26 protein-coding genes are annotated in these 25632 nt (G+C 44.1%); 17 read left to right on the top strand and 9 right to left on the bottom strand.

The genetic code is table 11. From position 1 onward, the window contains the following. Positions 1 to 15: 15 nt before the first annotated feature. Positions 16 to 687 carry an MBL fold metallo-hydrolase gene (locus BHR79_RS04730; protein ID WP_072561295.1) on the bottom strand — a complete coding sequence of 224 codons (672 nt, stop codon included), beginning with the start codon at positions 685 to 687 and terminating at the stop codon, positions 16 to 18. A gap of 310 nt (positions 688 to 997) precedes the next feature. On the opposite strand from BHR79_RS04730, the gene BHR79_RS04725 reads away from it, so the two are divergent. Next, positions 998 to 1399 carry a DUF1699 family protein gene (locus BHR79_RS04725; RefSeq protein WP_072360745.1) on the top strand — a complete coding sequence of 134 codons (402 nt, stop codon included), beginning with the start codon at positions 998 to 1000 and terminating at the stop codon, positions 1397 to 1399. Positions 1400 to 1469: 70 nt separating this feature from the next. Here the strand turns inward: BHR79_RS04725 and BHR79_RS04720 are convergent, their stop codons facing one another. After that, on the bottom strand, positions 1470 to 1649 hold the full coding sequence (locus tag BHR79_RS04720; protein ID WP_072360747.1) for a hypothetical protein: 180 nt from the start codon (positions 1647 to 1649) through the stop codon (positions 1470 to 1472). A 104-nt stretch (positions 1650 to 1753) separates the two neighbouring features. Here BHR79_RS04720 and BHR79_RS04715 point away from each other — a divergent pair, with 104 nt between their 5' ends. Both BHR79_RS04715 and BHR79_RS04710 read left to right on the top strand, forming a co-directional pair. Then, positions 1754 to 2260: a hypothetical protein gene (locus BHR79_RS04715; RefSeq protein WP_072561294.1), complete on the top strand. Its 507-nt coding sequence runs from the start codon at positions 1754 to 1756 to the stop codon at positions 2258 to 2260. Positions 2261 to 2284: 24 nt separating this feature from the next. After that, a complete protein-coding gene (locus BHR79_RS04710; protein ID WP_072561293.1) occupies positions 2285 to 3652 on the top strand; it encodes a single-stranded-DNA-specific exonuclease RecJ in 1368 nt (455 codons plus the stop codon). Positions 3653 to 3654: 2 nt separating this feature from the next. Here BHR79_RS04710 and BHR79_RS04705 read toward each other — a convergent pair whose 3' ends face one another. Both BHR79_RS04705 and BHR79_RS04700 read right to left on the bottom strand, forming a co-directional pair. Then, positions 3655 to 4413 carry a DUF128 domain-containing protein gene (locus BHR79_RS04705; protein WP_072561292.1) on the bottom strand — a complete coding sequence of 253 codons (759 nt, stop codon included), beginning with the start codon at positions 4411 to 4413 and terminating at the stop codon, positions 3655 to 3657. Between the two features lie 52 nt (positions 4414 to 4465). Continuing rightward, positions 4466 to 5197 (bottom strand): glucose-6-phosphate isomerase family protein, encoded by a 732-nt coding sequence (locus BHR79_RS04700; protein WP_072561291.1) that lies wholly within the window; start codon positions 5195 to 5197, stop codon positions 4466 to 4468. A 130-nt stretch (positions 5198 to 5327) separates the two neighbouring features. Between BHR79_RS04700 and BHR79_RS04695 the strand changes: the two genes are divergently transcribed. From BHR79_RS04695 to BHR79_RS04630, 14 genes are all read left to right on the top strand, one after another. Beyond that, positions 5328 to 6683 (top strand): metallophosphoesterase family protein, encoded by a 1356-nt coding sequence (locus BHR79_RS04695; protein ID WP_072561290.1) that lies wholly within the window; start codon positions 5328 to 5330, stop codon positions 6681 to 6683. Next, a complete protein-coding gene (locus BHR79_RS04690; protein ID WP_072561289.1) occupies positions 6680 to 9349 on the top strand; it encodes an AAA family ATPase in 2670 nt (889 codons plus the stop codon). Before BHR79_RS04695 ends, BHR79_RS04690 begins: the two co-directional genes overlap by 4 nt. Positions 9350 to 9438: 89 nt before the next feature. Continuing rightward, complete coding sequence (locus tag BHR79_RS04685; RefSeq protein WP_072561288.1) at positions 9439 to 10143, top strand: DUF7518 family protein; 705 nt, start codon at positions 9439 to 9441, stop codon at positions 10141 to 10143. Between the two features lie 18 nt (positions 10144 to 10161). Next, the gene (smc, locus tag BHR79_RS04680) at positions 10162 to 13683 is read left to right on the top strand and encodes a chromosome segregation protein SMC (protein WP_072561287.1); all 3522 of its coding nucleotides are present in this window, start codon (positions 10162 to 10164) and stop codon (positions 13681 to 13683) included. Next, positions 13680 to 14498 (top strand): segregation and condensation protein A, encoded by an 819-nt coding sequence (locus BHR79_RS04675; RefSeq protein ID WP_072561286.1) that lies wholly within the window; start codon positions 13680 to 13682, stop codon positions 14496 to 14498. Before smc ends, BHR79_RS04675 begins: the two co-directional genes overlap by 4 nt. A 17-nt stretch (positions 14499 to 14515) precedes the next feature. Then, positions 14516 to 15631 (top strand): SMC-Scp complex subunit ScpB, encoded by a 1116-nt coding sequence (gene scpB, locus BHR79_RS04670; RefSeq protein ID WP_072561285.1) that lies wholly within the window; start codon positions 14516 to 14518, stop codon positions 15629 to 15631. An 80-nt stretch (positions 15632 to 15711) separates the two neighbouring features. After that, on the top strand, positions 15712 to 16263 hold the full coding sequence (locus BHR79_RS04665) for a TATA-box-binding protein (protein ID WP_013038250.1): 552 nt from the start codon (positions 15712 to 15714) through the stop codon (positions 16261 to 16263). A gap of 10 nt (positions 16264 to 16273) precedes the next feature. Continuing rightward, on the top strand, positions 16274 to 17191 hold the full coding sequence (gene aglJ, locus BHR79_RS04660; protein WP_072561284.1) for an S-layer glycoprotein N-glycosyltransferase AglJ: 918 nt from the start codon (positions 16274 to 16276) through the stop codon (positions 17189 to 17191). A 252-nt stretch (positions 17192 to 17443) separates the two neighbouring features. Beyond that, entirely contained in the window at positions 17444 to 18727 is a 1284-nt protein-coding gene (thiC, locus tag BHR79_RS04655; RefSeq protein WP_072561283.1) for a phosphomethylpyrimidine synthase ThiC, read from the top strand. 397 nt (positions 18728 to 19124) lie between these two features. Further along, positions 19125 to 19550, top strand: a complete 426-nt coding sequence (locus BHR79_RS04650) for a peptidylprolyl isomerase (protein WP_072561282.1) — start codon at positions 19125 to 19127, stop codon at positions 19548 to 19550. A gap of 219 nt (positions 19551 to 19769) precedes the next feature. After that, the gene (locus tag BHR79_RS04645; RefSeq protein ID WP_322787704.1) at positions 19770 to 20573 is read left to right on the top strand and encodes a DUF166 domain-containing protein; all 804 of its coding nucleotides are present in this window, start codon (positions 19770 to 19772) and stop codon (positions 20571 to 20573) included. Then, positions 20563 to 20895 carry a CGGC domain-containing protein gene (locus BHR79_RS04640; RefSeq protein WP_072561280.1) on the top strand — a complete coding sequence of 111 codons (333 nt, stop codon included), beginning with the start codon at positions 20563 to 20565 and terminating at the stop codon, positions 20893 to 20895. The genes BHR79_RS04645 and BHR79_RS04640 overlap by 11 nt, the downstream gene beginning before the upstream one ends. Positions 20896 to 20908: 13 nt before the next feature. Next, positions 20909 to 21292, top strand: coding sequence for an ATP-binding protein (locus BHR79_RS04635; protein WP_072561279.1), 384 nt, complete (start codon positions 20909 to 20911; stop codon positions 21290 to 21292). A gap of 10 nt (positions 21293 to 21302) precedes the next feature. Next, complete coding sequence (locus BHR79_RS04630; protein ID WP_072562295.1) at positions 21303 to 22265, top strand: formylmethanofuran dehydrogenase; 963 nt, start codon at positions 21303 to 21305, stop codon at positions 22263 to 22265. A gap of 113 nt (positions 22266 to 22378) precedes the next feature. Here the strand turns inward: BHR79_RS04630 and BHR79_RS04625 are convergent, their stop codons facing one another. From BHR79_RS04625 to BHR79_RS04605, 5 genes are read right to left on the bottom strand one after another with little or no spacing between them, the layout of a single operon-like run. After that, positions 22379 to 22669, bottom strand: coding sequence for a FeoC-like transcriptional regulator (locus BHR79_RS04625; protein WP_072561278.1), 291 nt, complete (start codon positions 22667 to 22669; stop codon positions 22379 to 22381). Position 22670: 1 nt separating this feature from the next. Next, positions 22671 to 23123 (bottom strand): hypothetical protein, encoded by a 453-nt coding sequence (locus tag BHR79_RS04620; protein ID WP_072561277.1) that lies wholly within the window; start codon positions 23121 to 23123, stop codon positions 22671 to 22673. A 13-nt stretch (positions 23124 to 23136) separates the two neighbouring features. After that, positions 23137 to 25143, bottom strand: a complete 2007-nt coding sequence (gene feoB / locus BHR79_RS04615) for a ferrous iron transport protein B (protein WP_072561276.1) — start codon at positions 25141 to 25143, stop codon at positions 23137 to 23139. Next, positions 25118 to 25372: a FeoA family protein gene (locus BHR79_RS04610; protein WP_072561275.1), complete on the bottom strand. Its 255-nt coding sequence runs from the start codon at positions 25370 to 25372 to the stop codon at positions 25118 to 25120. The genes feoB and BHR79_RS04610 overlap by 26 nt, the downstream gene beginning before the upstream one ends. Continuing rightward, complete coding sequence (locus BHR79_RS04605; protein ID WP_072561274.1) at positions 25369 to 25614, bottom strand: FeoA family protein; 246 nt, start codon at positions 25612 to 25614, stop codon at positions 25369 to 25371. The genes BHR79_RS04610 and BHR79_RS04605 overlap by 4 nt, the downstream gene beginning before the upstream one ends. Between the last annotated feature and the right edge of the window lie 18 nt (positions 25615 to 25632).

The following is a 25632-nucleotide window of genomic DNA, read 5'->3' as shown; positions in this document are numbered from 1 at the left end:
AACTACCTCAAATATTCAGGAATCCATATTGTTTTCAAGAATAATTACCTTTGCTTCACTTCTTTTTTCTACAAGTTTTTTAAAGAGATTCACATCAGCTTCCGTTCCCTCAACACTTCCATAATGCATTGGTATGACATAGTCTGGCCCTATACATGAAACTGCTTCTGCAGCTTGTTTTTCATCCATAGTATAATTTCCTCCGATAGGAAGCAGGACGATATCAGCTTCAATGGAAGCCATTTCATCAATCAAATCTGTATCCCCCGCATGATAGATCCGCAAGCCTTCCAGCTCAACCACATAACCCACACCTTCACCGGGCGGATGGAAAGGTTTGTCTACGTTATAAGCTGCAACTATCTCTATATTCAATCCCTTTATTGCAAGTTCGTCCCTGAGGACATCACCAGATTCAATTCTTCTTGCATCGCCACGAAACTGCAGACTGCAATTTGTCGGAATTAAGGTCGTAGCCGTACTTTTCCTGACCTTCTGAATGTCCTGCGGCGAACAATGGTCGAAATGCTCATGAGTTATAAGCAGTACATCGGCCTGATCTTCGTAGTCGATATAACCACCAACATCATAGGGATCAATATACACTATCAGATTGTCCCCCTGCAACCTGAATCCTGCATGACCCAGCCAATCAATGTGCACTTTTCCTATATCTATACCTTTCAATCTTTTACCTCCTGTGAATATTTAATGCAACAAGTTGATTAACATTTCTTTTTATCAAAGCTAATACAAGAAAACATCCTTTATATCCTATAATTCAACTTTTTCCAGCCACATTTAATCAGAGATTAAATGGGAGTTTCATTTTAAAAATGAAACATCAGGAAATATAAATACAAACCGCCTTGAATTTAAATTAAATCCAACCTAACAAAATTTATATAGAATAACTAATGTATATACAATTAGAAGTCAGTTTTGAAAGGATTTTATACCGCTTAAAAAATTGACATCAAAGAAGAAGGGACCAAAAATGAAAATAAGAGTCGTCAGTTCTAAAGAAGAAATCGAGACCCTGGATGAAAATGAGGAAATCATTCACCTCGCGTTCAGGCCATCTAATACGGATATTTTTTCCCTTGTGATGAAATGTCCCAACGTAAAGGCCCTGCACATACCCAGTTCCTATAAAAGAACAATATCCAGCTCTGCAAGAATGTATCTTGAAATGCAAGGTATTGACTTACTTGAAGGCGATGTATGGGGACACAGGAAAGACATAAACGAGTATTCCGAAGTTTCCAGAAGTGTGTATGACCGTATTGAAGAATACAGGAAAGAAGGGCTTGCCGAAGAAGAAATTACCGACAAAATGGTCAAAGAAACCCGTTTAAGCCCGGATTTCATAACTTTCTTAATGAAACAGAATTCCTGATTCTACAAAAAGATAGAAGGACCCCTTCAAGGGGTCTTCAACTTTCTCTTTTTAACTTTCCTTATACTAATTATCCCAGTGAAGGAAGTTTAAGCCCCACCACTGAAACTACAAGTACAAAAATCATCAGTGACACCACATAGCCGTATCCCTCGTTTGCCATTCCAAGGGAATGCACAAGAATAAGCATAACGGCGAAAAGGGTTACTGAGCCCACAGCCAGCAGAATTTCAATGCTCTTTTTACTCATGAAAACTTACATGTTCAACTTCATACATGAAATTAACGCAAATAAAGACAAGCTATAAAAATAATACCGAAGGAATGTATCATAAAAGGTGGTAAAGAGCTGTTATGACAGAATTCGAAAGGAAACTTGTACAGTCTTTCAACGATTATTTTGAAAACTGCAATATAAAAGCGATAGCCCACCGCATAAAACAACATCGTTTCACACCCCAGTTCCTGGATGTAATGGTAGATTCTTTGAACCCGGATTTTTATTTAGGGATAGAGTGCAAGAGTATTTCAACTGAAAAAGGGGCCAATGCTCTTTATTTCAGTCAGCATTTCACCATAGACAAGAACGGGGCACATCAGGTAATACGCATATCGGAATACCTGAGAAGGTCCGGAAGGGCCGGTTTTCTGGTTGTTGAATTACGACAGGGATCCGGGAAGTCGCGGCAAGCCTATATTATCCCCTGGAAAGACATCGAGGAAAAATACGGATCAGGAGAACTGAAATACACAATTGATGAAATCAAGCTTTATTCTAAGCTTGAAAGAAAGGGTGACGCATATCATATCGAACCTGAAAAATGGGCCAAGCAAAATAACTGGATGCAGACGGGGGAATGACATATAGAAAAAGTACTTAGATTAATGAAAGAACATGCAAGAGAATGTAATACAGAAATACAGAAACACGAATCTGTATATGTGGTTTCCCACATTGACGCAGACGGCCTGACTTCTGCCGGAATAATATGTAAAGCCCTGCAACGTGCAAGTATCAATTATGAGATGAGGTTTGTAAAACAGCTGGATGACAATATCATAGAAGACATCGCAAACATAAATCCGGAACTTGCAATCTTCACAGATCTGGGAAGCGGCATGCTGGACAGCATAAATGCAAAAGGGATCAATGCCATTGTTTCAGATCATCACCAGCCTCGTGGAGAAGGGAAATATCACCTCAACCCCCATCTATTCGGTGCTAATGGATCATACCAGTTAAGCGGCTCCGGAACAACCTATATCCTTGCAAATGAGATAGGCCAGAATACAGACCTGGTGGATATAGCCATGGTTGGTGCTATCGGAGACATGCAACACCTCAAAAAGGGACAGTTGACCGGAGTTAACCGCCTGCTGCTTGAAGAAGGAGTGAAAAACGGCCATCTAAGTTATGAAAAAGATATCACCCTTTTTGGCAAACAAACCCGCCCGGTATATAAACTACTTCAATTTTCTTCTGATCCATTCCTGCCGGGCCTTTCAGGTGATGAGGATGCATGCATAGGCTTTCTCCATGACATGAATATCCGTTTCGGGGGCGATGAACGGTGGAGACGCTGGATCGATCTTGAGTCTCCAGAAAAACAGAGAATAATATCCGGGGTCATGCAACATTGTATCAAAGCCGGACTTCAACCCTTCAAGGTTGAAAGATTAATCGGGGAAGTTTATGTCCTGCTCAATGAACGCGAAGGAACTGAAATGCGGGACGCTTCCGAATTTTCAACACTGCTCAATGCCACTGCACGCTATGACCACGCAGAGACCGGACTGGCCGTATGTATGGGAGAGCGGGGAAAAGCTTACGAGGATGCAAAGAAACTTCTTGGAGAACACAGGCAAAATCTTGTCAACGGCCTAAAACTTGTGAAAGAGAATGGTATTACACAGCTGGACCATATACAGTATTTTGATGCAGGAAACAAGATCAAAGAAACGATTGTAGGCATTATCGCCGGTATGAGCATTACTTCTGCCGGGAGGCGGGACAAGCCCATAATTGCCTTTGCAGATTCAGATGATGGTGTAAAAGTATCCGCCCGGGGAACACAGGACCTTATCAGGAAGGGACTCAACCTATCACAGGCAATGTCAGATGCAGCCGGCTTCGTGAACGGTGCAGGAGGAGGACATGATATTGCAGCAGGAGCGACAATACCTGCAACGTGCAGAAACGAGTTCCTCAATAAGCTGGATGAAATAATAGGAAGCCAATTCCAGAAAAACTGAAGTTAGAAATAGTCCTCGATTTTGTCCATGGAATTGATATCCATCAGTGTGGACATTGCATTGGTACGGATATTGATTCCCTGTTCTTTCATAATAGCCATCGGGTTGGTGCCCCCGATAACCACCACCCCAAGATGGTCACGTTCCACAGGAACATCAAGTACACGGCTGTTGGGATCCCCTACCTCCAGAATACCATTTATCCCAATATCCATCATTCCCGAAAGAACACTGTTAATCTCATCCCTTTTTGCAAGATGGACTTCCCTTAAGTTTGCAAGAATCTTACCCGAACCGGTCTGAAGCATCCGGGTTACAGAAGTAATGTCCTGCGACATGAGTACTTCAAGAGGATCTATTGTGGTGCTGGTATAGGTCAGGACATCAGTGAATCTGACGGGCAAACCATTGCGAATCTGCACAACTCCCCCAAATTTGGGATTTGTCATAATTCCCGATTTTAATAAAACCCCGTCTATGGTCATACTACACATTGTAGCGATACCCACCTTCCCCTCCGGCATGGTCAGATCACCTATAGCGTCTCCGCTTTCCAGGACCTTTAAGAAAGGACTTACTGAAAGGCCGCTGCTGGAAGTAAGCCTCAAAAGCTCCAGTACATCGACAATATCATCCGCATCAGCAATGGAGAGGTTGACAATTATATCTCCCTCCATACTTTTTAAGTCCAGTGTGGTCCTGAACATAAGGTCTTCGATCTTTGAAGACGTGAACTGCACAGCGCCACGTTTATCCTGCATTGATACACCTTTAAATCGTTTTTATGAAAAATATACACAATAGGTTATATGTTTACTCATTGATAATCTGACTGAAAATATCAGTATACTTTTCCGGCATTGTCAGGAATTCCAGCCTTGAAAGATCTTCAACCAATCCGTACATGTCCTCCCCCCTGAAAAGGCCGAATTCAGGCACATCCATAGGTTTAACGTGACGTATTTCAGGCACCTGCGAGTATGCAGAATTCTGTATAAAGCCATCTTCAAGTAAATAATAGGCTCCACCTCTTTTATTTCTTACAGGCTCATACACCGAGGAAAAATCACGACATACCCAGTTGGCCATTTTGAGGGTTGAATCCGATGCATTGATCGTAATATGACCGTATCCCGGAGGCACAACCACCACGTCCATCGCACTGGCTTTTACAACCACAACATCCTCAACCCTGTCATCACTAACTTTCTGGAGAAGATAGGTAGCAGTGCCTTCATGTACCTGGTAAACCTCTGCATAGGAAAGATTGCTGCCCGGCACCTGCGGATGATAATGACCGGCTGTTTTTACATATTCCACTCCCAACATTGCCGGAGGTATTATTGTGATATCATACCTGAGGTTATGTGATTTTATTTTATCAAGATCGCCAGGATTTTTGGACAGGTCCCTGTACATATAATAGAGCTCTTTATTTTCCCTTCCTTCAAGCCATTTTTTGTCATAAACGACTTCAGCCATATCATAAAGCATACGTACATCTGGTACCCTTTCAACCCCACCGAAAATAATTTCATTTGACATGATCATACTCCTTCAAGACATATTCCCCTTTTAAGATGCCAGCGGCAATATTAATAAACAAAAGAATTTAAAACTTTCCTCCAGTGCCTTTTTAAACATAGGCCAACATTATGTTGAACGGGATGCTGCAATGGATAGAGAAATCAGGTTAATACATACTGCTGATACACATATTGGTTATCGGCAATATCACAGTGATGTACGTCGCCGGGATTTTCTGGAAGCCTTTGAAAAGGTCATTGATGATGCTATTGACATGAAAGTCGATGCTGTAATTCATGCAGGAGACCTGTTCGATTCCCGCAATCCCACCCTGGAAGACATTCTCGAAACAATTCAGATAATGTCTAAATTAAAAATGGCCGAAATTCCCCTGCTGGGAATTGTGGGCAACCATGAAAGCAAACAGCAAACCCAGTGGCTCGATCTGCTGGAAAACATGCGTCTGGTCAGGCGCCTGGGCAACAGCCCTTTTATGGCAGGCAAAATTGCGATTTACGGTATAGACAGTATACCCCGACCGAAGATACAGTCTTTTGACTACTCCGTTTTTGAAACCACCGGCGAAGCTACACACAATATCCTTGTAATGCATCAGCTAATGAAACCGTTTCCTTTTGGGGAATGGGATGTGGCTGAAGTAATCCATTCATTCCCCTGTGCACTGGATGCAATATTGCTCGGGGACTACCACAAGTATGAAAAAACAAAGGTGGAAAATACATGGGTTACCTACTGTGGAAGCACAGAAAGGAACAGTGCTGCAGAGGAAGAACCCAGAGGATATAATATAATCACTGTTTCCCAAAAGGGCATTGATATAGGCAGGCGACAGATAAATACGAGAGAATTTTTGCACATCGTCGTGGACATAAAAGATGAAAATGATGCATACCGCGACATTTTCAATACGATCCGCGAATATGATGTGAAGGATAAGGTTGTTTTTATTGAATTAAAAGGCAATTCACAGGCGGATATTGCCTATAGTGAGATAGAAGAATTTCTTGATAAACAGGAAGTACTGGTCAGTCGCATATCCGATTTGCGAAACAATTACCCTGATGAGACTGAAAATCAACCGGAAATAATATTCTCAGATCCCGACATTGCTGCCAGGGAAGAAATCAAAAAAATGGATCTTACAGATGCAGGCCTGTTGATTGATGAAATCATAAGGGACCTGTCCATACCTAAAACCACAATCGACCACAAGACAGAGAATTCTATAGCAACGATGATAGAACAACTGGATTTCAGCCAGGAAATCCCCTTAAACATTCATCGTAAAAAACAGGTTGAAACTACCCGGAAGGAAGAGCCACCCCAAAATAAGGAGACTGTTTTCGTTGAAAAGGGAGAAGATAAAAAATCCCAACCTTCAAGGAAGAAGAAAAAGGAAACCGATGCAGTGGACAAGGATGTTGAGAAAAAACCACAGAAAACAAAGGTTCCACGACAATACAATCTGGGGGACTATCTTTGAGATTTAAGCGGCTTAAAGTGAAGAACATACGCAGTTACAGTGATCTCGAGATTGATTTCAACGATGGGGTAACTGTGGTTTCAGGAGTCAACGGTAGTGGAAAATCCAGCCTTCTTGAAGCCTGTTTTGTGGGGCTTTTCGGACACAGGGGCATACCAAAAGATTTCATACTTGCAGACCTAGTGCGCAAGGGATGTGAAGAAGCTGCAATTCATCTTGAATTCGAGCACAAGGGACAGGAGTACGCTGCAATTCAGGAATTTCGCAACAATCCCGAAACAGGCAAAGCCTCAACCACCAGGTCTTATCTGGAGATAGACGGGGAAGTCGTTGTAAACCAGGCCACACAGACGTATGAATCCATTCGCAATCTGCTACGCATGGATGAAGAGGCCTATAAGAACTGTGTATATATCAGGCAGGGAGATATTGACGTTCTCATAAATGCCCGCAAAAAGGACAGGCAGAGGATGATAGATGACCTTTTGCAAATAGGCAGGCTGGAAGAGTACCGGGAAAGGGCAAAAAGTGCCAGGACCGGCGTGGGAAGACATATCACTGAAACTCATGCCCGTATTAAGGACCAGCAGGAAGAGATTGAAACAATTGATGCAACCAAACCCGTTGCCAGGAAAAATCAGTTGAATACGGATTTGAAACAATTGCAACAGGAAGTTGCAGACCTGGAGACGATGCGAGACAGAACAAGCACTCGTATCGAAAAGGACCGCCAGCACATCGAACAATATTCCAGAACCCAAAAGCAGATCGATGAACTGGACAGGGGAATAAACGGGCTGGAAAAACGAAAAAAAGAAACTCTCACTTCACTGGAAAACAAAAGGAAGGAAGGAGACAGGCTCCACAAATCCATTCTGGAAATTGAAAACAAAATACAGGAGTTGTATGATTATTTCGGGCTTGACGAAACCACAGATGTGGATGATTTCACAACCCGTACAGAAAAAGAAGAGCGGGACGCCTATGAAAAAATCAGTCAGATAAAAAACAAACAGGGCCTGAAACTACAGGAAAAGGAAAATTCACAAAAAGGCCTGACTGAAACAAAACAAAATCTCAGGGCACTGGAAGAAGCAATCGAAAAAAGGTCCACTCAGGAAAAGAATCGGTTAAAGGAAATAGAGGAAATCAATCAAGAGTATTCGGTGCTGGAAGGCGAGATCGGGAAACTCCTTGAAAAGGCCCAATCAATGGGTTTTGACCAGAGGAAACTGGACAATCTGGAGGAATTGGAAGACCTGCTCTTGAACAAGCAGCGTCATCTCCATGGAAAAGAAAAAGAAGTCAGGACCCGGATAGACCAGATTTCAAAAACACTCACTGAACATAGGAACCTGCTGGAAAAAGGAGCCTGCCCCACATGTGGACAGGACCTTCAGGGCTCGACCATTGCCAATGATACAAAAGAGGAAGAATTACAGAAAAAAGAGCTTGAGGAGCAACTGGTAAAAATCACCCAGGACACGCAAAGGGCCGAAGAAAAAATTGCCACTTTAAAAGATGCAGACAAAATAAAAAAACAGGTCGATGAAAAAAGACAAAAGCAACTGCTTATAAGTCAAAAACAGGAAAACATGACCTCCTACAATGAGGAGTTGACAAAACAAAACCAGGAGGATGAAAAGAAAAAACAGGAACTTTCAGAAAGGATTGGGGAACTGGAAAAACACATTAAAAGAGCCAAAGATGAAATAAAAGAAATACAGCAAACTGCAAACACTGCCGCCGAGCATCATAAAAAAATGAAAGCAAATCTTGAAAGTGCAAAATACCTGATAAAAATAAGGCATGATCTTACACAAATGCAGAGTGACCATCAACACCTGAAAACAGGTATTGCGGATATTCAGGAAAATGTACGTTTCATTGATGAACAGATAGCAGAGAAAAAAAGGAATAAAAAGCAACTTGAAAACGAACTTGGCAAGGAAAATATCGAAAAACTGGAAAAGAAATTGCAGGATTTCCAGCAAGCTTATGAAAAAATAATCGGGGATATTGAAGAAAAGAATAAACAAAGAACGGGTCTTTTAAAGGAAATAGGGCAAATAGAAACCAGCCTCAAAAGGAAAAAAGCGTTGCAGGAAAAACTAAAAACGTTCAATAACAGGGAAAAGTATCTCAAAGCTGTAAGAAATGATGTAGAAAACCTGGAAGATATGTACATGAGATTGCGTGCAGACCTGCGTACACGCAATATTGATGCACTGGACAGATTGCTCAATGAAATCTTTTCCTTTATGTACACCAACAATGCCTACTCACATATCCAGCTGGATACTGATTATGAGCTTACCATCTATGAGAAGGATGGGACTCCCCTGGAACCCAAATTGTTGAGCGGAGGAGAGCGGGCAATCTTTAACCTCGTATTAAGATGTGCTATTTACAGGCTGCTTTCGGAAGGACTGGCCGGAGGAGAATACCGTAATGAAATGCCACCCCTGATCATGGATGAACCCACCGTGTTCCTGGACAGGGGACATGTGCACCAGCTTTTAAAGTTAATAGACCTCATGAGGGACATGGGAGTCGGTCAGATACTGATAGTATCCCACGATGAAACCCTTATAGATTCGGCTGATAATGTATTTGAAGTCCAGAAAGACCCCACGACAAATATATCTTCCATTATCGCCCAGTGAAAGCATATAAGAATAATTTAAATAGAATATTTATAAGAATAAATAAATCATATTCATATTGAGGGAATGAACGTTTTGCGAGGAATTGGATGGAATCCGGGCAGAGAGATTTAATTATTGAACGTCTTGAAAAGCAGATCAGGAACAAGGAAGAGGAAATATCCGACATCAAAACAAATCTCAAGAGTTCTATTATAACAGAACTGCGGGAAGAATTGAGAAATGATATGGATATAAATAAGAGGCTGGTCGAACTCGAACAACAGGTAAAGGAAATTTCTACAAACATAAATGGAATCCTGGAGGAACTCCTGGACCAGAAATCCCGTATCCGTGAAATGGAACTGGCAAACAAACAGCAACCCGTAGAAAGGGAGGCCGACGCATGGAGCAAATATGAAGAAGAAACAGCCAGTCCGGATGCTAATACAGAGGAAAAGGAGCCTGTACCCCAGCCTGCAGAAACCAGTGATGATGCCCCCGAAAAATCCCGGGAGCAAAAAAGAAAACCTCGTATGCACTTCCAGATCAGGGATGTCGACAAAATGATGCCTCCTGAGAAAAATCAGGAAAATGAGGTTTCTGAAGAGGAAAAAGATGAGTACATCGTTGCTGAAAGTGAGAATCGCAAAGTGGAAAAGACCATCAAGCCAGAAACCCAGAACGAAAACTGTGAATACATAATTGCCGGTGACAAGGGACCTCTGGAAAACAAAAATGAGTGCGAATACGAAACTGTCGAAAACAAGGACGAGGATTCTGAAATAATCGTCAGGAAGAAGAAATCGTTCTAAAGCCCAAAGAGGATTGGCGTGTATATTAAAAAGATAGAATTTCTGAATTTCAAATCATTCGGGAAAAAAGTAAAAATCCCTTTTTTTGATGATTTCACAACTATTTCAGGCCCTAACGGAAGTGGAAAATCCAATATAATTGATGGTATTCTTTTTGTTCTGGGGTTGTCCAGCTCCCGGACTCTGAGGGCGGAAAAACTTACCGACCTCATATATAACGGGGAAAAGAGCAAAAATCCGGACAATGCCCAGGTTACCATATATTTTGATAACAAGGACAGGGAACTTCCTGTTGATAATGATGAAGTCGTGATCAGCCGGAAGGTGCGTAGCACAGACAATGGTTACTACAGCTATTTCTACTTCAATGGCAAATCGGTAAGTCTTGGTGATGTGCACAATTATCTCGCAAAGGCAAGGGTCACACCCGAAGGATACAATGTCGTAATGCAGGGGGATGTCACACGAATTATCACAATGACCGCCGGGGAGCGGCGTAAGATCATAGATGAGATTGCCGGGGTAGCAGAGTTTGACAATAAGAAGGAGAGAGCCCTCAATGAACTTGAAGTTGTAAGGGAGCGTATCGAAAGGGCAGATATCCTGATAGATGAAGTAGATAAGCAAAAGGAAAAACTCCAGGGAGAGCGCGACCAGGCTGTCAAATACCAGTCCCTCAAGGAAGAGAAGATGAAGTTTGAGGGTTTCGTGCTGCTTTCTAAACTTAAGGATGCCAAAACCGAACTTGAAGGAGTCGGGCAGGAATACGACAGTCAGCAGGAAAAATTGGAAAAAATCTCCTCTGAACTTAAACAGAAAAAAGATGTCCTTGAACAAAGGGAAGAAGAGTTACGCTTACTCAACCAACGCATCCAGAAGATGGGTGAAGATGAGCAGATCGAGGTTAAAAGACGAATTGAAGAGATCCGTGGAGAAATATCTGGATGCAGTGACCGTATCGAATATGCAGGCCAGGAAATCGATGAGATCGATGCTGCAAGACGCAGGTTTTTCCTGGAAATCGATGAATCAAAGGGAAAGGTAGACGGTATCGAGGAAAAGGTTAAGGAGCACAATTTCCAGAAGGAAACCCTGCAATCGGAAATTTCTGAAAAACATACACAGAGAATGTTACTCCAGAGCAGGATCGCCGATGTGGATGAAAAATTTGCCCGTACAAGGGATGAACTTTCTGCAAACAAGGACGAACTGGAACAGCTGAAAACCCAGAAAAACGAGCTCATGCGTAACGAGGACAGGCTGCTGGATTCCCTGCGTCGCAAATCCGCAGATGTAGCAGAAATAGAAGATGAGATCAAACAGGCAAAGGAAAAGGCCAAGTCCTCTGAAAGTGATACCAAATCCGTCCAGTATGATATTGACAAACTCAACGAAAAGATAGAAGGGTTGACAAAAGACCTGGATGATCTGGAAAGCAATCGTTCTCAGATAAAAAAGGTTGTCAGCGATCTGGAAAGTGAAATACGTAGCAAACAACAGGACTATGCAATGCTTGAAGCCCGTGTGAGGGCAGCAGAGGATACCAGCAGGTATTCCCGGGCAGTAGATGCGGTGATCAAGGAAAAGGACAAACATGGCCTGCCCGGTATTTATGGCACCATAGCAGAGCTGGGGAAAGTAAACCAGAAATATTCAACCGCCCTGGGAATCGCTGCAGGAGGACGAATGCAGGCTGTTGTGGTGGATACGGACGAAGATGCTTCCCGGGCTATTGCTTACCTGAAACACCAGAGATCGGGCAGGGCAACCTTCCTGCCACTGAATAAGATGGAAGCACGCAGACCCTACAAAAACCTCTCCGACAGGGAAGGCGTAATCGGGTATGCCATTGATCTTATCGATTTTGACCCGAAGTTCGAAGCAGCCTTCTGGTATGTATTCCGGGACACCCTTGTTGTTGATACCCTTGAAAATGCCCGAAAACTGATGGGCGGGCTGCGTATGGTGACCCTGGAAGGCGAGACCGTTGAAAAAAGCGGGGCAATGAGTGGTGGGTCCCAGCGCAAGTCCGGCCTTTCATTTGCAGCCTCCGAAAAAGATAAACTTGTCAGAATATCCGAGGAACTTACCAAACTGGAATCACGCAGAAGCAATGCGATAAACAAACTGGATACTACCGAGGGACATATTTCAAGCACCAACAAGGAAATCCAGCAGTATGAAAACGATATCGCGCGCAAACAGATGCAATTCGAGGAAATCGGCAATCGAGGAGAAGAACTTGAAAAGTTGCTCAATAGCAAGGACGAGGAACTCAAGCAGATCGAAGAACAACGCCAGCAGATGCGAACTGAGATGAACGAGACCGTTGAGAAGAAAGAGCATCTGGAAGAGAGGGAACAATCCCTGCAACAGAACATAATGCAGATCGAGGAAAAACTCGCTGATTCGGAAATTCCCGAGCTCAATAAGCAGGCAGAATCCCTGGATGAGGAACTTCGCCGCCTGGACGGAAGGATAAGGGATATCGACGGACAGATCAATGCTCTTGAACTCGATAAAAAATATGCAACCGAGAAAATGGAACAGAACCGGGAACAAATAGCCCAGATGGATGAAAAAAAGCGTACACTGAAAGAGCGCATAGAAGAACTCAAGAATAAGATCACGTCCCTGGAAAACGAACTGGAAGAAAAGAAACAACGTGAAGAAGAACTCACAGGTGAACTGCGCCAGCTTCAGGGAGAAAGAGAGAACAAGGAAATAGCCTACTCAACCCAGCGTGATGAAGTTGACAGGGTAAAAAGCCGCTATGAGAAGGCAGAGAACCAGAAAATGGCACTTGAGGCCACACTGGATGCCGTGAAGGAACAAATCGAACAGCTCCGCGAAGAGATCACACGCCGTGGCCTTGAAGAGACTGATGAAGTCCCTGGTTACGAAACCGTGCGTACAAGGATAACTTCGATTGAAAAGGCAATGGAAGCCCTGGAGCCTGTGAATATGCGGGCGATAGATGAATATGAGGAAGTGGAGCAGAGAATTGTTGATCTCAAAAGCCGCAGAGCAATCCTTTTCAATGAAAGAGAGCAAATCCTGGATCGCATCGACCAGTATGATAACCTTAAAAAAGAGACATTCATGGAGACCTACAATGGCATCAATGATGCCTTCAAGGAAATCTTCAATGAACTTTCCGATGGTGTCGGGGAACTTGTACTGGACAATGAACAAGACCCTTTCTCCGGAGGTATGACCCTCAAAGCCCAGCCCCGGGATAAAACCCTGCAAAGACTGGAAGCGATGTCTGGTGGAGAAAAGAGTCTCACAGCACTTGCATTTTTATTTGCTATCCAGCAATATCGTCCCGCACCGTTCTATGCTTTTGATGAGATCGACATGTTCCTTGACGGAGCAAATGCTGAAAGGGTTGCCAGGCGTGTTAAAAAGGCGGCAAGCAATGCCCAGTTCATAGTTGTCTCTTTGAGAAAACCGATGATAGAAGCTGCCGAGCGCACAATCGGTGTAACAATGCAGCAGGATAATATCACAAGTATTACGGGTGTGAAAATACGGTGAACAGTATATCGGTAAAAAACGATGAAATCCCATTGCTGGAAAACATGGGACAGGGTATTGATCCTGAATTCCTGAAAACGTTGAAGGAACTGGGAGTTGACGAAGCCGAGCTGGAATTATCAGATGATGTGCTCTGTGAACCTGTAGAAATCCTGGTAAACCTTGCAAAAAGTGAAAGTATCAATCCCTGGGATATTGATATTGTAGAGATTACGGATAAATTCCTGGAAAAAATAGAAGAAATGAAGATAATGGACCTCAGGATTTCAGGCAGGACATTGCTTTATGCTTCCATTCTCCTCAGGATGAAATCCACAGGTATCATACAGGAAGAAGATGAAGAACCCGATGAAGAGATACCTGATGATGATCTCGAATTCCAGAATGAAGAAGACTACCCCGTACCCAAATTGCCCATTCGTCGCGCTGCTACAAGACCTGTTACCCTGCAGGAACTTATAAACGAATTGAAAAAGGCAGAAAATGTTGAATCCAGAAGAACCCAGAGGCGACAAAAACGTGTCCTCCACATGGAAGAGGAGCCTACCACTGAAGATGTGCTTGGTATTGCTCATGAGGAAGACATAAAGGGGCGTGTCGAAGACCTGGAAGAAATAATTGAAGAGATTCTGCACGGGAAAGAAAAGGTCAGTTTTACTGAGATCGTAGATCCTATACCCTCTCGTTCAGAAAGGGTAATGACTTACCTATCCCTCCTTTTCATGGCTTCCCAGAGGAAAATCTGTTTGAGACAGGATGAACTCTTCGGAGAATTGTATATATACTCTTATAGAAATAAAGAGCAGCCTGTTTGAAGGGGTTGGTTTGAAAAATGTCCGACAGGGAAATTGTTGAAGCTGCACTTTTTGCAGCAGGTAGTGCAGTTGAGATACAGAAACTGCAAAAAATACTTAACAAAGATAAAAAGCAGGTCACAAAACTTGTAGAAACTCTCATCCGGGAATATGAAGAAAGGGAAGCAGGTCTGGAAATCGTGGACCTGGGTGAAAGATATGTCATGCAGGTCAGATCAAAGTATTCTGATATCATCCGTCCCTTTGCACCCCGGGAGCTGAATTCTCCCATGCTACGCACCCTTTCCATGATAGCCTACCATCAACCTGTAGTACAATCCGATATTGTAGATATGCGCGGCAACAAGGCATATGATCATATCCGTGAATTGCAAAACCGGGGATTTATTGAAAGCACCCCACAAGGCAGGACAAAACTGCTCTCCACAACCCCTCTTTTTGCAGATTATTTCGGTCTTGAGGAAAATAAACCCGAACTTATCCGCAACAAGATGATAGAACTTTCAAAACAACAAAGTGGCAAAGAAGGACTTGACCGCTGGCTTGGACGCAGGTTTGTCGGATTTACCCCCATGTATGAATCCCTGGCACAGATGTGTGGAATCAAAGATTACCGCATGGTAGATGCTTATAATCCCACCGAGGAAGAACTTCAGACCCTTGATACGGTTTACAAAATGGTTATTTCCCGTGGATATAAGGAAAAGGTGGAGAAATATTATTCAGGAGAGGTTATCGAAGCCGGGTCCACCACATTTGATGACCTTGAAGAAGCCGTTAACATACTGAAAAGCGAGGGAGACCCGGCCAGAGTAAAGGAAACCCTGGAGATGCTCGAGGAACTTAAGAATGAATACCGATCAAGAGCCATGACCATAAGTGCCAGGGTTACCCCGGAAACCGAGATGGTGGCACGCATTGTTAAAGATCTGCATATCGGCGTTTCAAAAGATGGGATACTAATTGCCCCGGATTACGAAACAAACGCTTCAGGAGAGGAGATCGGGAGGGATGCGGATATCTTTGTCCCAAGCCATCGTAACCTGGAAGGCGGCCTTATAGAGAGGGTCAAAAGCAAATATGATGCTGTTATCAAGGGTCTGCGGAAGGCAGAAGAAGGTAAAGCTATTTAAATAGGTATTTAAATTAAGAAACAATAAGAATATATAAACTATCTGGAATTATTTGCTTCAATTTCCAAGGACCTGAGAATATGACAGATTATAACATTAAAATAGAAAATGTGGTAGCTTCCACCAAACTTGCCGAGGAATTCGACCTTACAAAGATCGAAGCTGAATTTGAAGGAGCAGAATATAACAAGCAGAAATTCCCCGGTCTCGTATACCGCGTATCAAACCCAAAAGCGGCGTTTCTTGTTTTCACTTCCGGGAAAGTGGTCTGTACAGGTGCCAAAAACGTAGATGATGTACACACCGTAATTGCGGATATGGCCAAAAAGCTCAACGGTATTGGCATAGATACCCTCGAAAAACCGGATATCACCGTACAGAACATTGTTGCATCCGCTGACCTCAAAGCTGTGCTCAACCTTAATGCAATCGCAATCGGACTTGGTCTTGAGAATATCGAATATGAACCCGAACAATTCCCCGGACTCGTTTACAGAATCGATGAGCCAAAGGTTGTCGTACTTATATTCAGTTCCGGAAAACTGGTGGTTACCGGTGGCAAATCCCCGGAAAACTGCGAAGAAGGGGTAGAAGTAGTAAGACAACAGCTGGACAATATGGGCCTCCTTTAAAGGGAATAACGTGACTGAAGATTACAGGGAAGATGTTTGCATCCTCATACCCACATTGAATGAGGGTGCCACCATCGGCCAGCTTATTGAAGATTTCAATACCGAAGGTTTCGGGAATATTTTTGTTATTGATGGCAATAGCTCTGATGATACACAGGAAATTGCCACAAATATGGGCGCAAATGTTGTTGCCCAGACAGGGAAAGGAAAAGGTCAGGCTGTCCAGGATGCCCTTGCGATGATAGATGACCCTTATGTCATTATGATCGACGGGGACGGAACCTATCTTGCTAAAGACGTTCATTCAATGCTTGAACCACTGGAAACAGGAAGGGCAGACCATGTCATTGGAAACCGGTTTGCAGATTTTGATCCGGGTGCTTTTACAAAACTGAACCTGATCGGCAACAAGATGCTTAACAAATTTTTTAGTGTCATTTACAGGAAAAATCTTGTGGACATCCTGTCTGGCTACAGGGGATTCACAAACCAGGCAATCCGGGAACTGGAACTCCATGAAACGGGTTTTGAGATCGAATCAGAGATTGCTGTTGACAGTATGAAAAAAGAGCACCGCGTAGAAGTCGTTCCAATAGCCTACAGGCCGCGTCCTGATGAAGGAGATACGAAACTCAACCCCCTGACTGATGGTTTTGGGATTGGCAGTACGATCTATAAGATGGCCAAATTTCACAATCCGATGTTCTATTTCGGAATAATCGGTGCTATACTTACTCTTTGTGGCATATTACTGGGAATCTATGTCGTAAGTGAATGGATGATCGGTATTACCCATATACCAATGACCATCCTGACAGCATTGCTAATTATTTCGGGAATCCAGATGTTCATATTCGGAATGTTAAGTGACCTTGTAGTATCCCTCCACAGGGAAACAATGCGTACCCTTCGCCGTCAACAAAGATGAAATTGCCCGAGGGCATCTATAAACAACTTCACTTTACTTTTGAGAAATAGGATTTTGTTATTTATATATGATTTCTTTTTTATGCATACCATTTCAAAGGAGCAATCGACACGCTCATAACTAATTATACATGTGCGGCCCGCTGGAATCTGTATCAAACTCAAAATCACTTTACATCAATACAACTTGATTTTTTAATAAGGTTTAAATAAAATATATACCCATCTCCCATCATTAAAACGAGGTAAAAACATGTCAATCGTAACAGATGCCAAGAACGGAACTATTACCGAAGAGATGAAGAAGGTTGCAGAAATCGAAGGTGTTGAGCCTGAATTCGTACGCCGCGGAATTGCAGCTGGAAGAATCGTAATACCTGTTACCCCCTACAGGGACATCAGAGTGTGTGGTATTGGAGAAGGCCTTACTACAAAAGTGAACGCTTCCATCGGAGCATCTTCTGATATTGTCGAGGAAGAACTGGAGGTTGAAAAAGCAAAGGCAGCACAGGCAGCCGGTGCGGACACCCTTATGGAACTGGGTACAGGAGGAGATTTCCTCGGAATCAGGAAAAAGGTATGTGACGCAATCGATCTGTCCGTAGGTTCAGTACCACTCTACCAGGCCTTTATCTCAGCAGCCAAAAGGGACGGTTCCATCGTCCACATGACAGAAGACGACCTGTGGAATGCAACCGAGGAACAGGCAAAACTGGGTACCAACTTCATGGCAATCCACACCGGTGTTAACAATATCGTACTGGACAGGCTTAAAGCCCATGGCCGCTATGGCGGACTTTGCTCCCGTGGCGGTGCATTCATGAGCTCCTGGATGCTCCACAACGAAAAGGAAAATCCCCTTTACGCAGACTTCGACTACCTTTGTGAAATTCTCAAGGAACACGAAGTCACTCTTTCAACCGGTAATGGAATGCGTGCCGGTGCTATCCACGATGCAACCGACCGTGCACAGATCCAGGAACTGATCATCAACTCCGAATGTGCCCAGAGGGCCCACGACGAATATGACCTCCAGGTTATTGTAGAAGGCCCCGGCCACGTGCCACTGGACGAGGTTGATATGAATGTAAAACTCATGAAATCCATGAGTGACCACAAGCCATTCTACATGCTTGGCCCACTTATCACCGATGTTGCCCCGGGACGTGACCACATAGTCACCGCAATCGGTGCATCCCAGTCCGCAGCAGCTGGCTGTGACTTCCTGTGCTATGTAACCCCTGCAGAACATCTTGCCCTTCCAAACAAGGAAGATGTTATCGAAGGTGTCAAGACATCCAAGATCGCAGCTCACGTAGGTGATATGGTCAAACTCAACAAGCGCGACCAGGATCTGGCAATGGCAAGGGCACGCCGTGAACTTGACTGGGAGAAGATGTACAATCTGGCACTTGACCCGGAACTTGCACGTGATGTCAGGAATAGCCGTGCACCGGAAGACACAGATGCATGTACCATGTGCGGAAACTTCTGTGCCCTGAAGATCGTAAACCAGAACTACGATCTTGCAAAGTAATACCTCCGGGTATTACTTTATCTACTCTCCTTTCCATTTTCTTTTTAATTCCAACTTCTCTTCTTAACTAACCCTAACCTTTTTTAGAGCTATTTTAATAGTATCTTTAAATATAATAGACTACAACATTATAATTACTGTATAATATTGCAGAGATGTCAATTATGTGGAGAGGTAGATGTTTGCAGGCCGATGAAAACGGGGTATCGGATGTTGTGGGGGACTGGGATGAGATTATCCGAATCACAGACCTGAGCCACCTACAATAACACCAGAGAATATGTAAGGTTGGATATCAGGGATTCTAATTCTGACATATACCTATCCCTGAAGTCCAGCGAAATAACTATAAACTGATTATTCAAATCTCAAGACGACATTAAAACGGAGTTGCAAAATGAAAAAAGCCATTATCGAGACAGGCAAGGGAGACATTGTCCTTGAATTATTTGAAAACGATGCACCCCGCACGGTTGCCAATTTTGAAAAACTTATCAAGCAGGGATTCTATAACGGCCTGGACTTTCACAGGGTTATTCCTGATTTTGTGATACAGGGAGGATGCCCCAAGGGTGATGGAACCGGTGGGCCGGGTTACACGATCAAATGCGAGATAAATCCACGAAAGCATACAAAGGGTGCCCTGTCAATGGCCCACGCAGGCAAGGATACCGGGGGCAGCCAGTTCTTCATCACCCATTCACCCCAATCCCACCTGGACGGTATGCACACTGTTTTTGGAAAGGTCATTGAAGGAATGGATGTTGTGTATAAAATCAAGCCAGGCGATGTAATGAACCGCCTGCGTGTAGTGGAAGAATGAAAACAATAGGTGGTATGGTGGTGGAATGGATTTTATATTCAAAATCGGCAAATCATTCGGGTTTTTCTTTTACAAAATGAAAAAATTAATCCTGCTGATAATATTAATTCTGATTCTCCTGTACATAATCAAAATTGCCTGGCTTCCTGAATTGGGCAGTATCTGAATAGATACTCCCTCATTTATATATCAGTATCACCAATATACCTGGTATAGAAAATATACCATGGAGGTCGTACCTTAGCAGATCCGCAACCAATTAGAATAAGTGTCCTGTACAGCGGGGAATTCGGGAAAAAGGTACTGGGCAATCTCATAAATTCCGATCAGTTCTGCACATCCTGCGGGGAAGCCTGCGATCACTGTCGACAGGGCCGCAAATCTTATTCCGGGTTCCTTACAGAAATCCATGAATTGCCCGCAGATCTGCCTGAATTTGTGGAAGAGCCGGAAGAATACCTGCCTGCTGACCTGAAACCCTGTGACCTGCTCCTTGCAATGGACCTGCATCCGGACCTATTTGCTTCCCTGCCAACAGTTGCAAAAAAAGCACATGCAAAAGCCTTAATTGCACCTGTTGAAAATCCCAAGCTTGCCCCGGCAGGCCTTGTCAGGCAAGTTGCAGAAAAACTTCAGAACGAGGAAGTAGAATATGCTTTCCCCAAGCCATTCTGCAGCCTTGAGAAAACAGGCCAACCTGTAATTGACAGATTTGTTGAAATGGGATTTGGGAAGCCCAAAGTCGAAATAATACTTGATAATGAAGAAATTACAACTGCACGGGTGATAAAGGATGCTCCCTGCGGATGCACATGGTTTGTTGCCCGTAAACTTGTCTATACCGAAGCTGCAGATTTCAAGGAAACGGTTTCCTCTGCCCATCATGCATATCCCTGTACTGCAAGCATGGATAATGACCCTGAAATAGGGGACACCATATTGCACAAAGCAGGTTATATTATCCGGGAAAGTGTGGACTCTGCACTGGATAAAGCACAAAAGGAGAATGCAAATGACAGATAATAAGAAAATAGCAGTAGTTCGCTGTGCTATTGTTGCAGAAGCCTGCCCGGGAATTGGTTGTTTCAAGGCATTCAATGAAAAAGCAGTCGCTTTTAGTGACTACGAGGAAAATACAGAAATGACAGCTTTTTTCACATGCGGCGGGTGTCCGGGAAGGAGGGTTTTCAGGCTTGCACGCTCCCTGAAAAAATACGGAGTGGAAACAGTACATCTCAGTTCCTGTATGCAAATGGAAAACTATCCGGAATGCCCTCATGTGGATTCAATAATGCAGACTCTGGAAAATGCAGGAATTGAAGTTGTGGAAGGTACACATCATTAATGGAGGATTGAAAATGGTAAATCGGATGATAGTCAAAATAGACGAGGATAAGTGTAATGGTTGTGGCAAATGTGTCAGCCCATGTGCCGAGGGTGCCATACAGATAATAGATGGTAAGGCTAAAGTCGTATCTGAAGAGCTGTGCGATGGTATGGGGTTCTGTATCGGAGTCTGCCCACAGGATGCAATATCAATTGAAGAAAGGCAGACAATGGATTTCAATCCGCAGGCAGTCAGGGAAATGCAGGAGACAAAAGAAAAAGACAATGAAGCTGGGTCAATAAACTGCTTTAAGTGTGGTAAAGATGAAAACGAGAGATACCTGATGCCCCTGAGACATGAAAAAGAAAGCATCTGGGTCTGTACCCGCTGTCTGCCTGCACTCATACATGGTTAAGGGCACAAACATGATCACTATCGAACTATCAAATCCGCCGGACAACCTCTGTGACTATACTTACAACTTTTTCTGGAATAGTGATTTCAATCCGGACTCTCTCATCCCCCACCAGCAAGGCACGGAATATACCTACAGGGAAATAGTCGATCATCTCAAAAAAGAAGATACTGTACAGATTGTCGGTGATGTCGCAAAACGGCTTGCACAGGGAATGGGCGCCAGCATATCCCATCTTGGAGGCAGCGGGAATACAGAAAATGCCGGCAACATCATAATTGATGGTAACGTCGCCGCTGAAGCAGGGATGGGGATGGTAGCCGGCGCCTTATACGTAAAAGGAAGTATCGGGGAACCCATGGGAAATATAGTGGAAGTGGAATCCGATATGGAAGGTTATCGCAAATTCGTGTCAATAACTGAATTGGTGTGCAAGGGATTGCAGGAGAAACTTCTGCTAAACAAACTGGAAGGAAATAACCTGCTGCTCAATGACGCCATCCTGCGCAATACCCTGGCAGCCCGTTGCAACTGTGAAGCCAGCATAACAGTAGAAGGAAATGCGGGTAACGGAAGCGGATTGCTGATGGAAAATGGAATGTTGCTAATCAAAGGGGATACCGGCATGAATACTGCAGCCCATCTCAATGGCGGAACAGTTTACGTAGAGGGTAAATGTGAAGCCTTTGCCGGTGCATATATGAAAAACGGAATACTGCTGACAGAGGATGCAGGCAGCCATGTGGGGGCGGACATGAAAGGAGGGACCATATATTCAAAGAAAAAGGCCAATATTGACCCACCTGCAAAAAAAGGTAAAATCGGCCGCGAAGATATACGCACAATAAGGAAACTCACAGATGCCGGCAAATTCGAGATTTTACGTTACAATAAATACGAGGCCGGAGAAGAAGGCAAATATGTAACGATCAAGATGCGAGACGGATCCCTGGTCAGAAGGCCCGTGGAGTAATATCTTTCCAAAATCTGAACTTAATAAAAAAGATGAATGATCCGGCCGGAAGCTCGTTTACAAAAGGGAGTGATATCATAGCATTCAGCTTCCGGGCGGACCCGGCAATATAATCAGGTACTGCACACCCTCCGACCTTTGTCGGTAAGCTGGTATGTATTACCATAGGAAATCCCACTATTACAGCATCCACATGATTTGCAGGGGCCACAGGAAAGAAGCTCGGGCCTGGCATTGATATCCCCGATTTTCCTGACATGCCCCATATTTTCCATTAACTCCAGCATGCCCTTTAGCTGCCGGGTATTCATATCCATTCCTTCAGAGAGAGCATTAAAGGAGATGCTGCCCCTCTGGTCCATTTCTGCCATTTTTTTCAATACATACTTGTATCCCGCAACCATCTTAAAATCCTCCCTGATTTACGGGGCTAAACCTGTTCTTCCAGAAAATATATACAAACCCGGATAAAATGCCCAGATACAATGCTGGTTTGAAACTGTCAACAAATGTCCATTTTTCGTAACCTTCCATGGCAAGGATATAGGCATTGATAAGATCTGCTACCATACTCAGGAAATACAGAATGCCAAACACCAGGCAGAGCAGTATTCCCACATAGGCATAGGCGGATCCTTCAAAGGAATCCTTTGAAAACTCAAAGATTGCGACGAAAAATACTGCACCGATTACCACAAGTACAATTCCTCCGGCCAGCTCAGCAGGTAACAGACTGGAGGATAAAAAGGAAGCATGCAAAAGCCCCACTCCCTTGCCGACCTGAATCAGGCCTGCGGCCATATACAGTATTCCCCACAAAAGGGAAAAGAACTTCAAACCATTGTAATTTCTTTCCATCAAATACACCTCATTAAAGAACCATATTTCCGACAAGGATTGTCACCATTGCCAGCACCCAGGCTACCGCAGTCGAGTAGGCTGCCTGGAAAAACATCCATTTCCAGGAACCTGTTTCTTTCTTGATAGCTGCAACAGCTCCTATGCAGGGCACATAGAGCAGAGTAAAAACCATTAGACCCAGAGCTATTGCAGGAGTGAAACCCGGATCTGCCATGAGGGCTGAGGACAATGCTTCCCCCCCACCGGTACCGTACAGGGTTCCCAGGGAACCTACTACAATTTCCTTTGCGGCAAAGCCAAAGACCAGTGCAACGGCTATCTTCCAGTCAAATCCAAGTGGGGCTACTAGTGGCTCGATCAATTTACCCAGCGAACCTATCAGACTGCCAGCACTGCCATATTCCGCGCCTTGCGGGAAATAGGCAAGCAACCAGATCAGCACGACTCCTCCGATAATTACTGTCCCGACCTTGCGGAGGTAAAGGTAGCCCTCATTCCACATATGCCGCAGGGAATCCTTCAGTGAAGGTTTGGTATAGGGGGGAAGTTCCATTATAAAGGGGGAAGGTTGGCCCCTGGCGAGAAAGGTCCGGAAGAGTTTGGCCGAAACAATAGCCACAAGTATCCCCAGTACGTACAGGCCAAAAATTACCGATCCTGCCTGGCGACCGAAAAATGTTCCTGCAAGCAGTATGTAGACGGGCAACCTTGCGCCACAGGACATGAAAGGCGTAACCATCATCGTTATGAGGCGATCTTTTTCATCCTCTAGTGTACGGGTTGCCATAATAGCCGGAACAGAACAACCAAAGCCCATGAGCATCGGGATGAAGGACTTACCCTGCAGTCCCATTGTATACATGAGTTTGTCCATAATGAATGCTGCACGTGCCATGTAGCCACTGCTTTCAAGCAGGGCGATGGCAAAGAACAGGATGAAAATATTGGGCACAAAGAGCAGGACAGAACCTACACCGGCAATGATGCCATCACCCAGAAGGGAAGCAAGCCAAACAGTTTCAATATTTGAGATAACCGCTGCCGCCAGCCACCCAAAGAACATGTCGATCAGTTCCATGAAGGGAGTGGCAAAAGCAAAGGTCAGCTCGAACATGCCCCACATAAGTATCAGGAATATTGGAATACCCAGATACTTATTGGTGACTACCTTATCCACCATGTCCGAGGGAGATACTTCGTCAGCACAGGTTGTACAAACCTGAGGCATCAGGGTACTTATAAATTCATATCTCTTGTCTGCCATCTCAACTTCATATTCCTCATTGTCGATAGCCGACAGGAAATCCTGTACTTTTCCTTTAATGCTTTCTGAAGATAATTTGAAAATGACATTATCATCACCTTCCAGCAATTTTACAGTTATCCAGCGGGGAGGATAGTGTTTGGATATTTCCGGATCACCTTTAATTATTTCCTCCAGCGCACATATCTTCTCTTCCACCATGCCACCATAACCGATCTCATGAGGCAGGGGTATGTTCTGCTCTTTTTTTGTCACGATAGAATCAAGAAGTGCATCTATCCCTTTGCCTTCACCTGCAACAGTTTTGATAGCGGAAACACCAAGAAGGCTTTCCAGTCTCTGGACATCAATAAAATCGCCGCGCATTTCAGCACGATCTGACATGTTCAAGGCAAGAATCAGATTGGTGCCCATTTCAAGCAATTGTGTCGTGAGATAAAGATTTCTTTCCAGATTTGTGGAATCCAGGACCTGTACAACAACATCAGGTTTTTCTTCAAGGATATAATCCCTGGCAACCACCTCATCTGCTGAATAAGCCGTTAAACTGTAAGTGCCCGGCAAGTCTATTATTTCCAGGACATGCCCATTATGATTCTTTGTTCCTATCTTTTTTTCCACAGTAACGCCGGGCCAGTTACCCACCTTCTGGCGTGCCCCTGTTAGGGCATTGAATATCGTGGTTTTCCCCACATTGGGGTTACCTGCCACTGCAACTTTTATTTTTTCAGCCAAACTGTGACACCTCCCCATAAACAGGCTGAACCATGATTTTATTGGCCATTCCCCTACCCAGAGCATAACGTGTACCATTGATGGATACAAGGAGGCAACCCCTTCTGCATTCCAGGGGCTGGATGATGGAATTCGGAGTCAGGCCCAGCTCCACAAGCCTTCTTTTCAATCCTCTGCCGGCACACACCTCACAGATACGGCATGACTGCCCTGGTGGAGACATTGCAAGAGGCATCTGTGATTTCATTGTATACCTCCCAGAACCTCAACAACAACCATCTGTGCCTCTTGTTTGCGCAGGGAAAGGTTGTAGCCTTTCAACTTGAAATCCACCGGGTCACCCATCGGGGCCCTTTTGATCACACTAAGACCAACACCAGGCACCATTCCCATTTCAAGCAGGCGCCGCCTGGAAGGACCTTTGCCTTTTACCTGGATTACACGGGCATTCTGGCCCACATCCAATAGATCCAATGTTTTTTCAGTCATTTTTTAAAACACCCGAAG

The organism is Methanohalophilus halophilus (genome assembly GCF_001889405.1).
GTDB lineage: Archaea > Halobacteriota > Methanosarcinia > Methanosarcinales > Methanosarcinaceae > Methanohalophilus > Methanohalophilus halophilus.
This window is presented reverse-complemented; position numbering and strand designations above follow the sequence as displayed.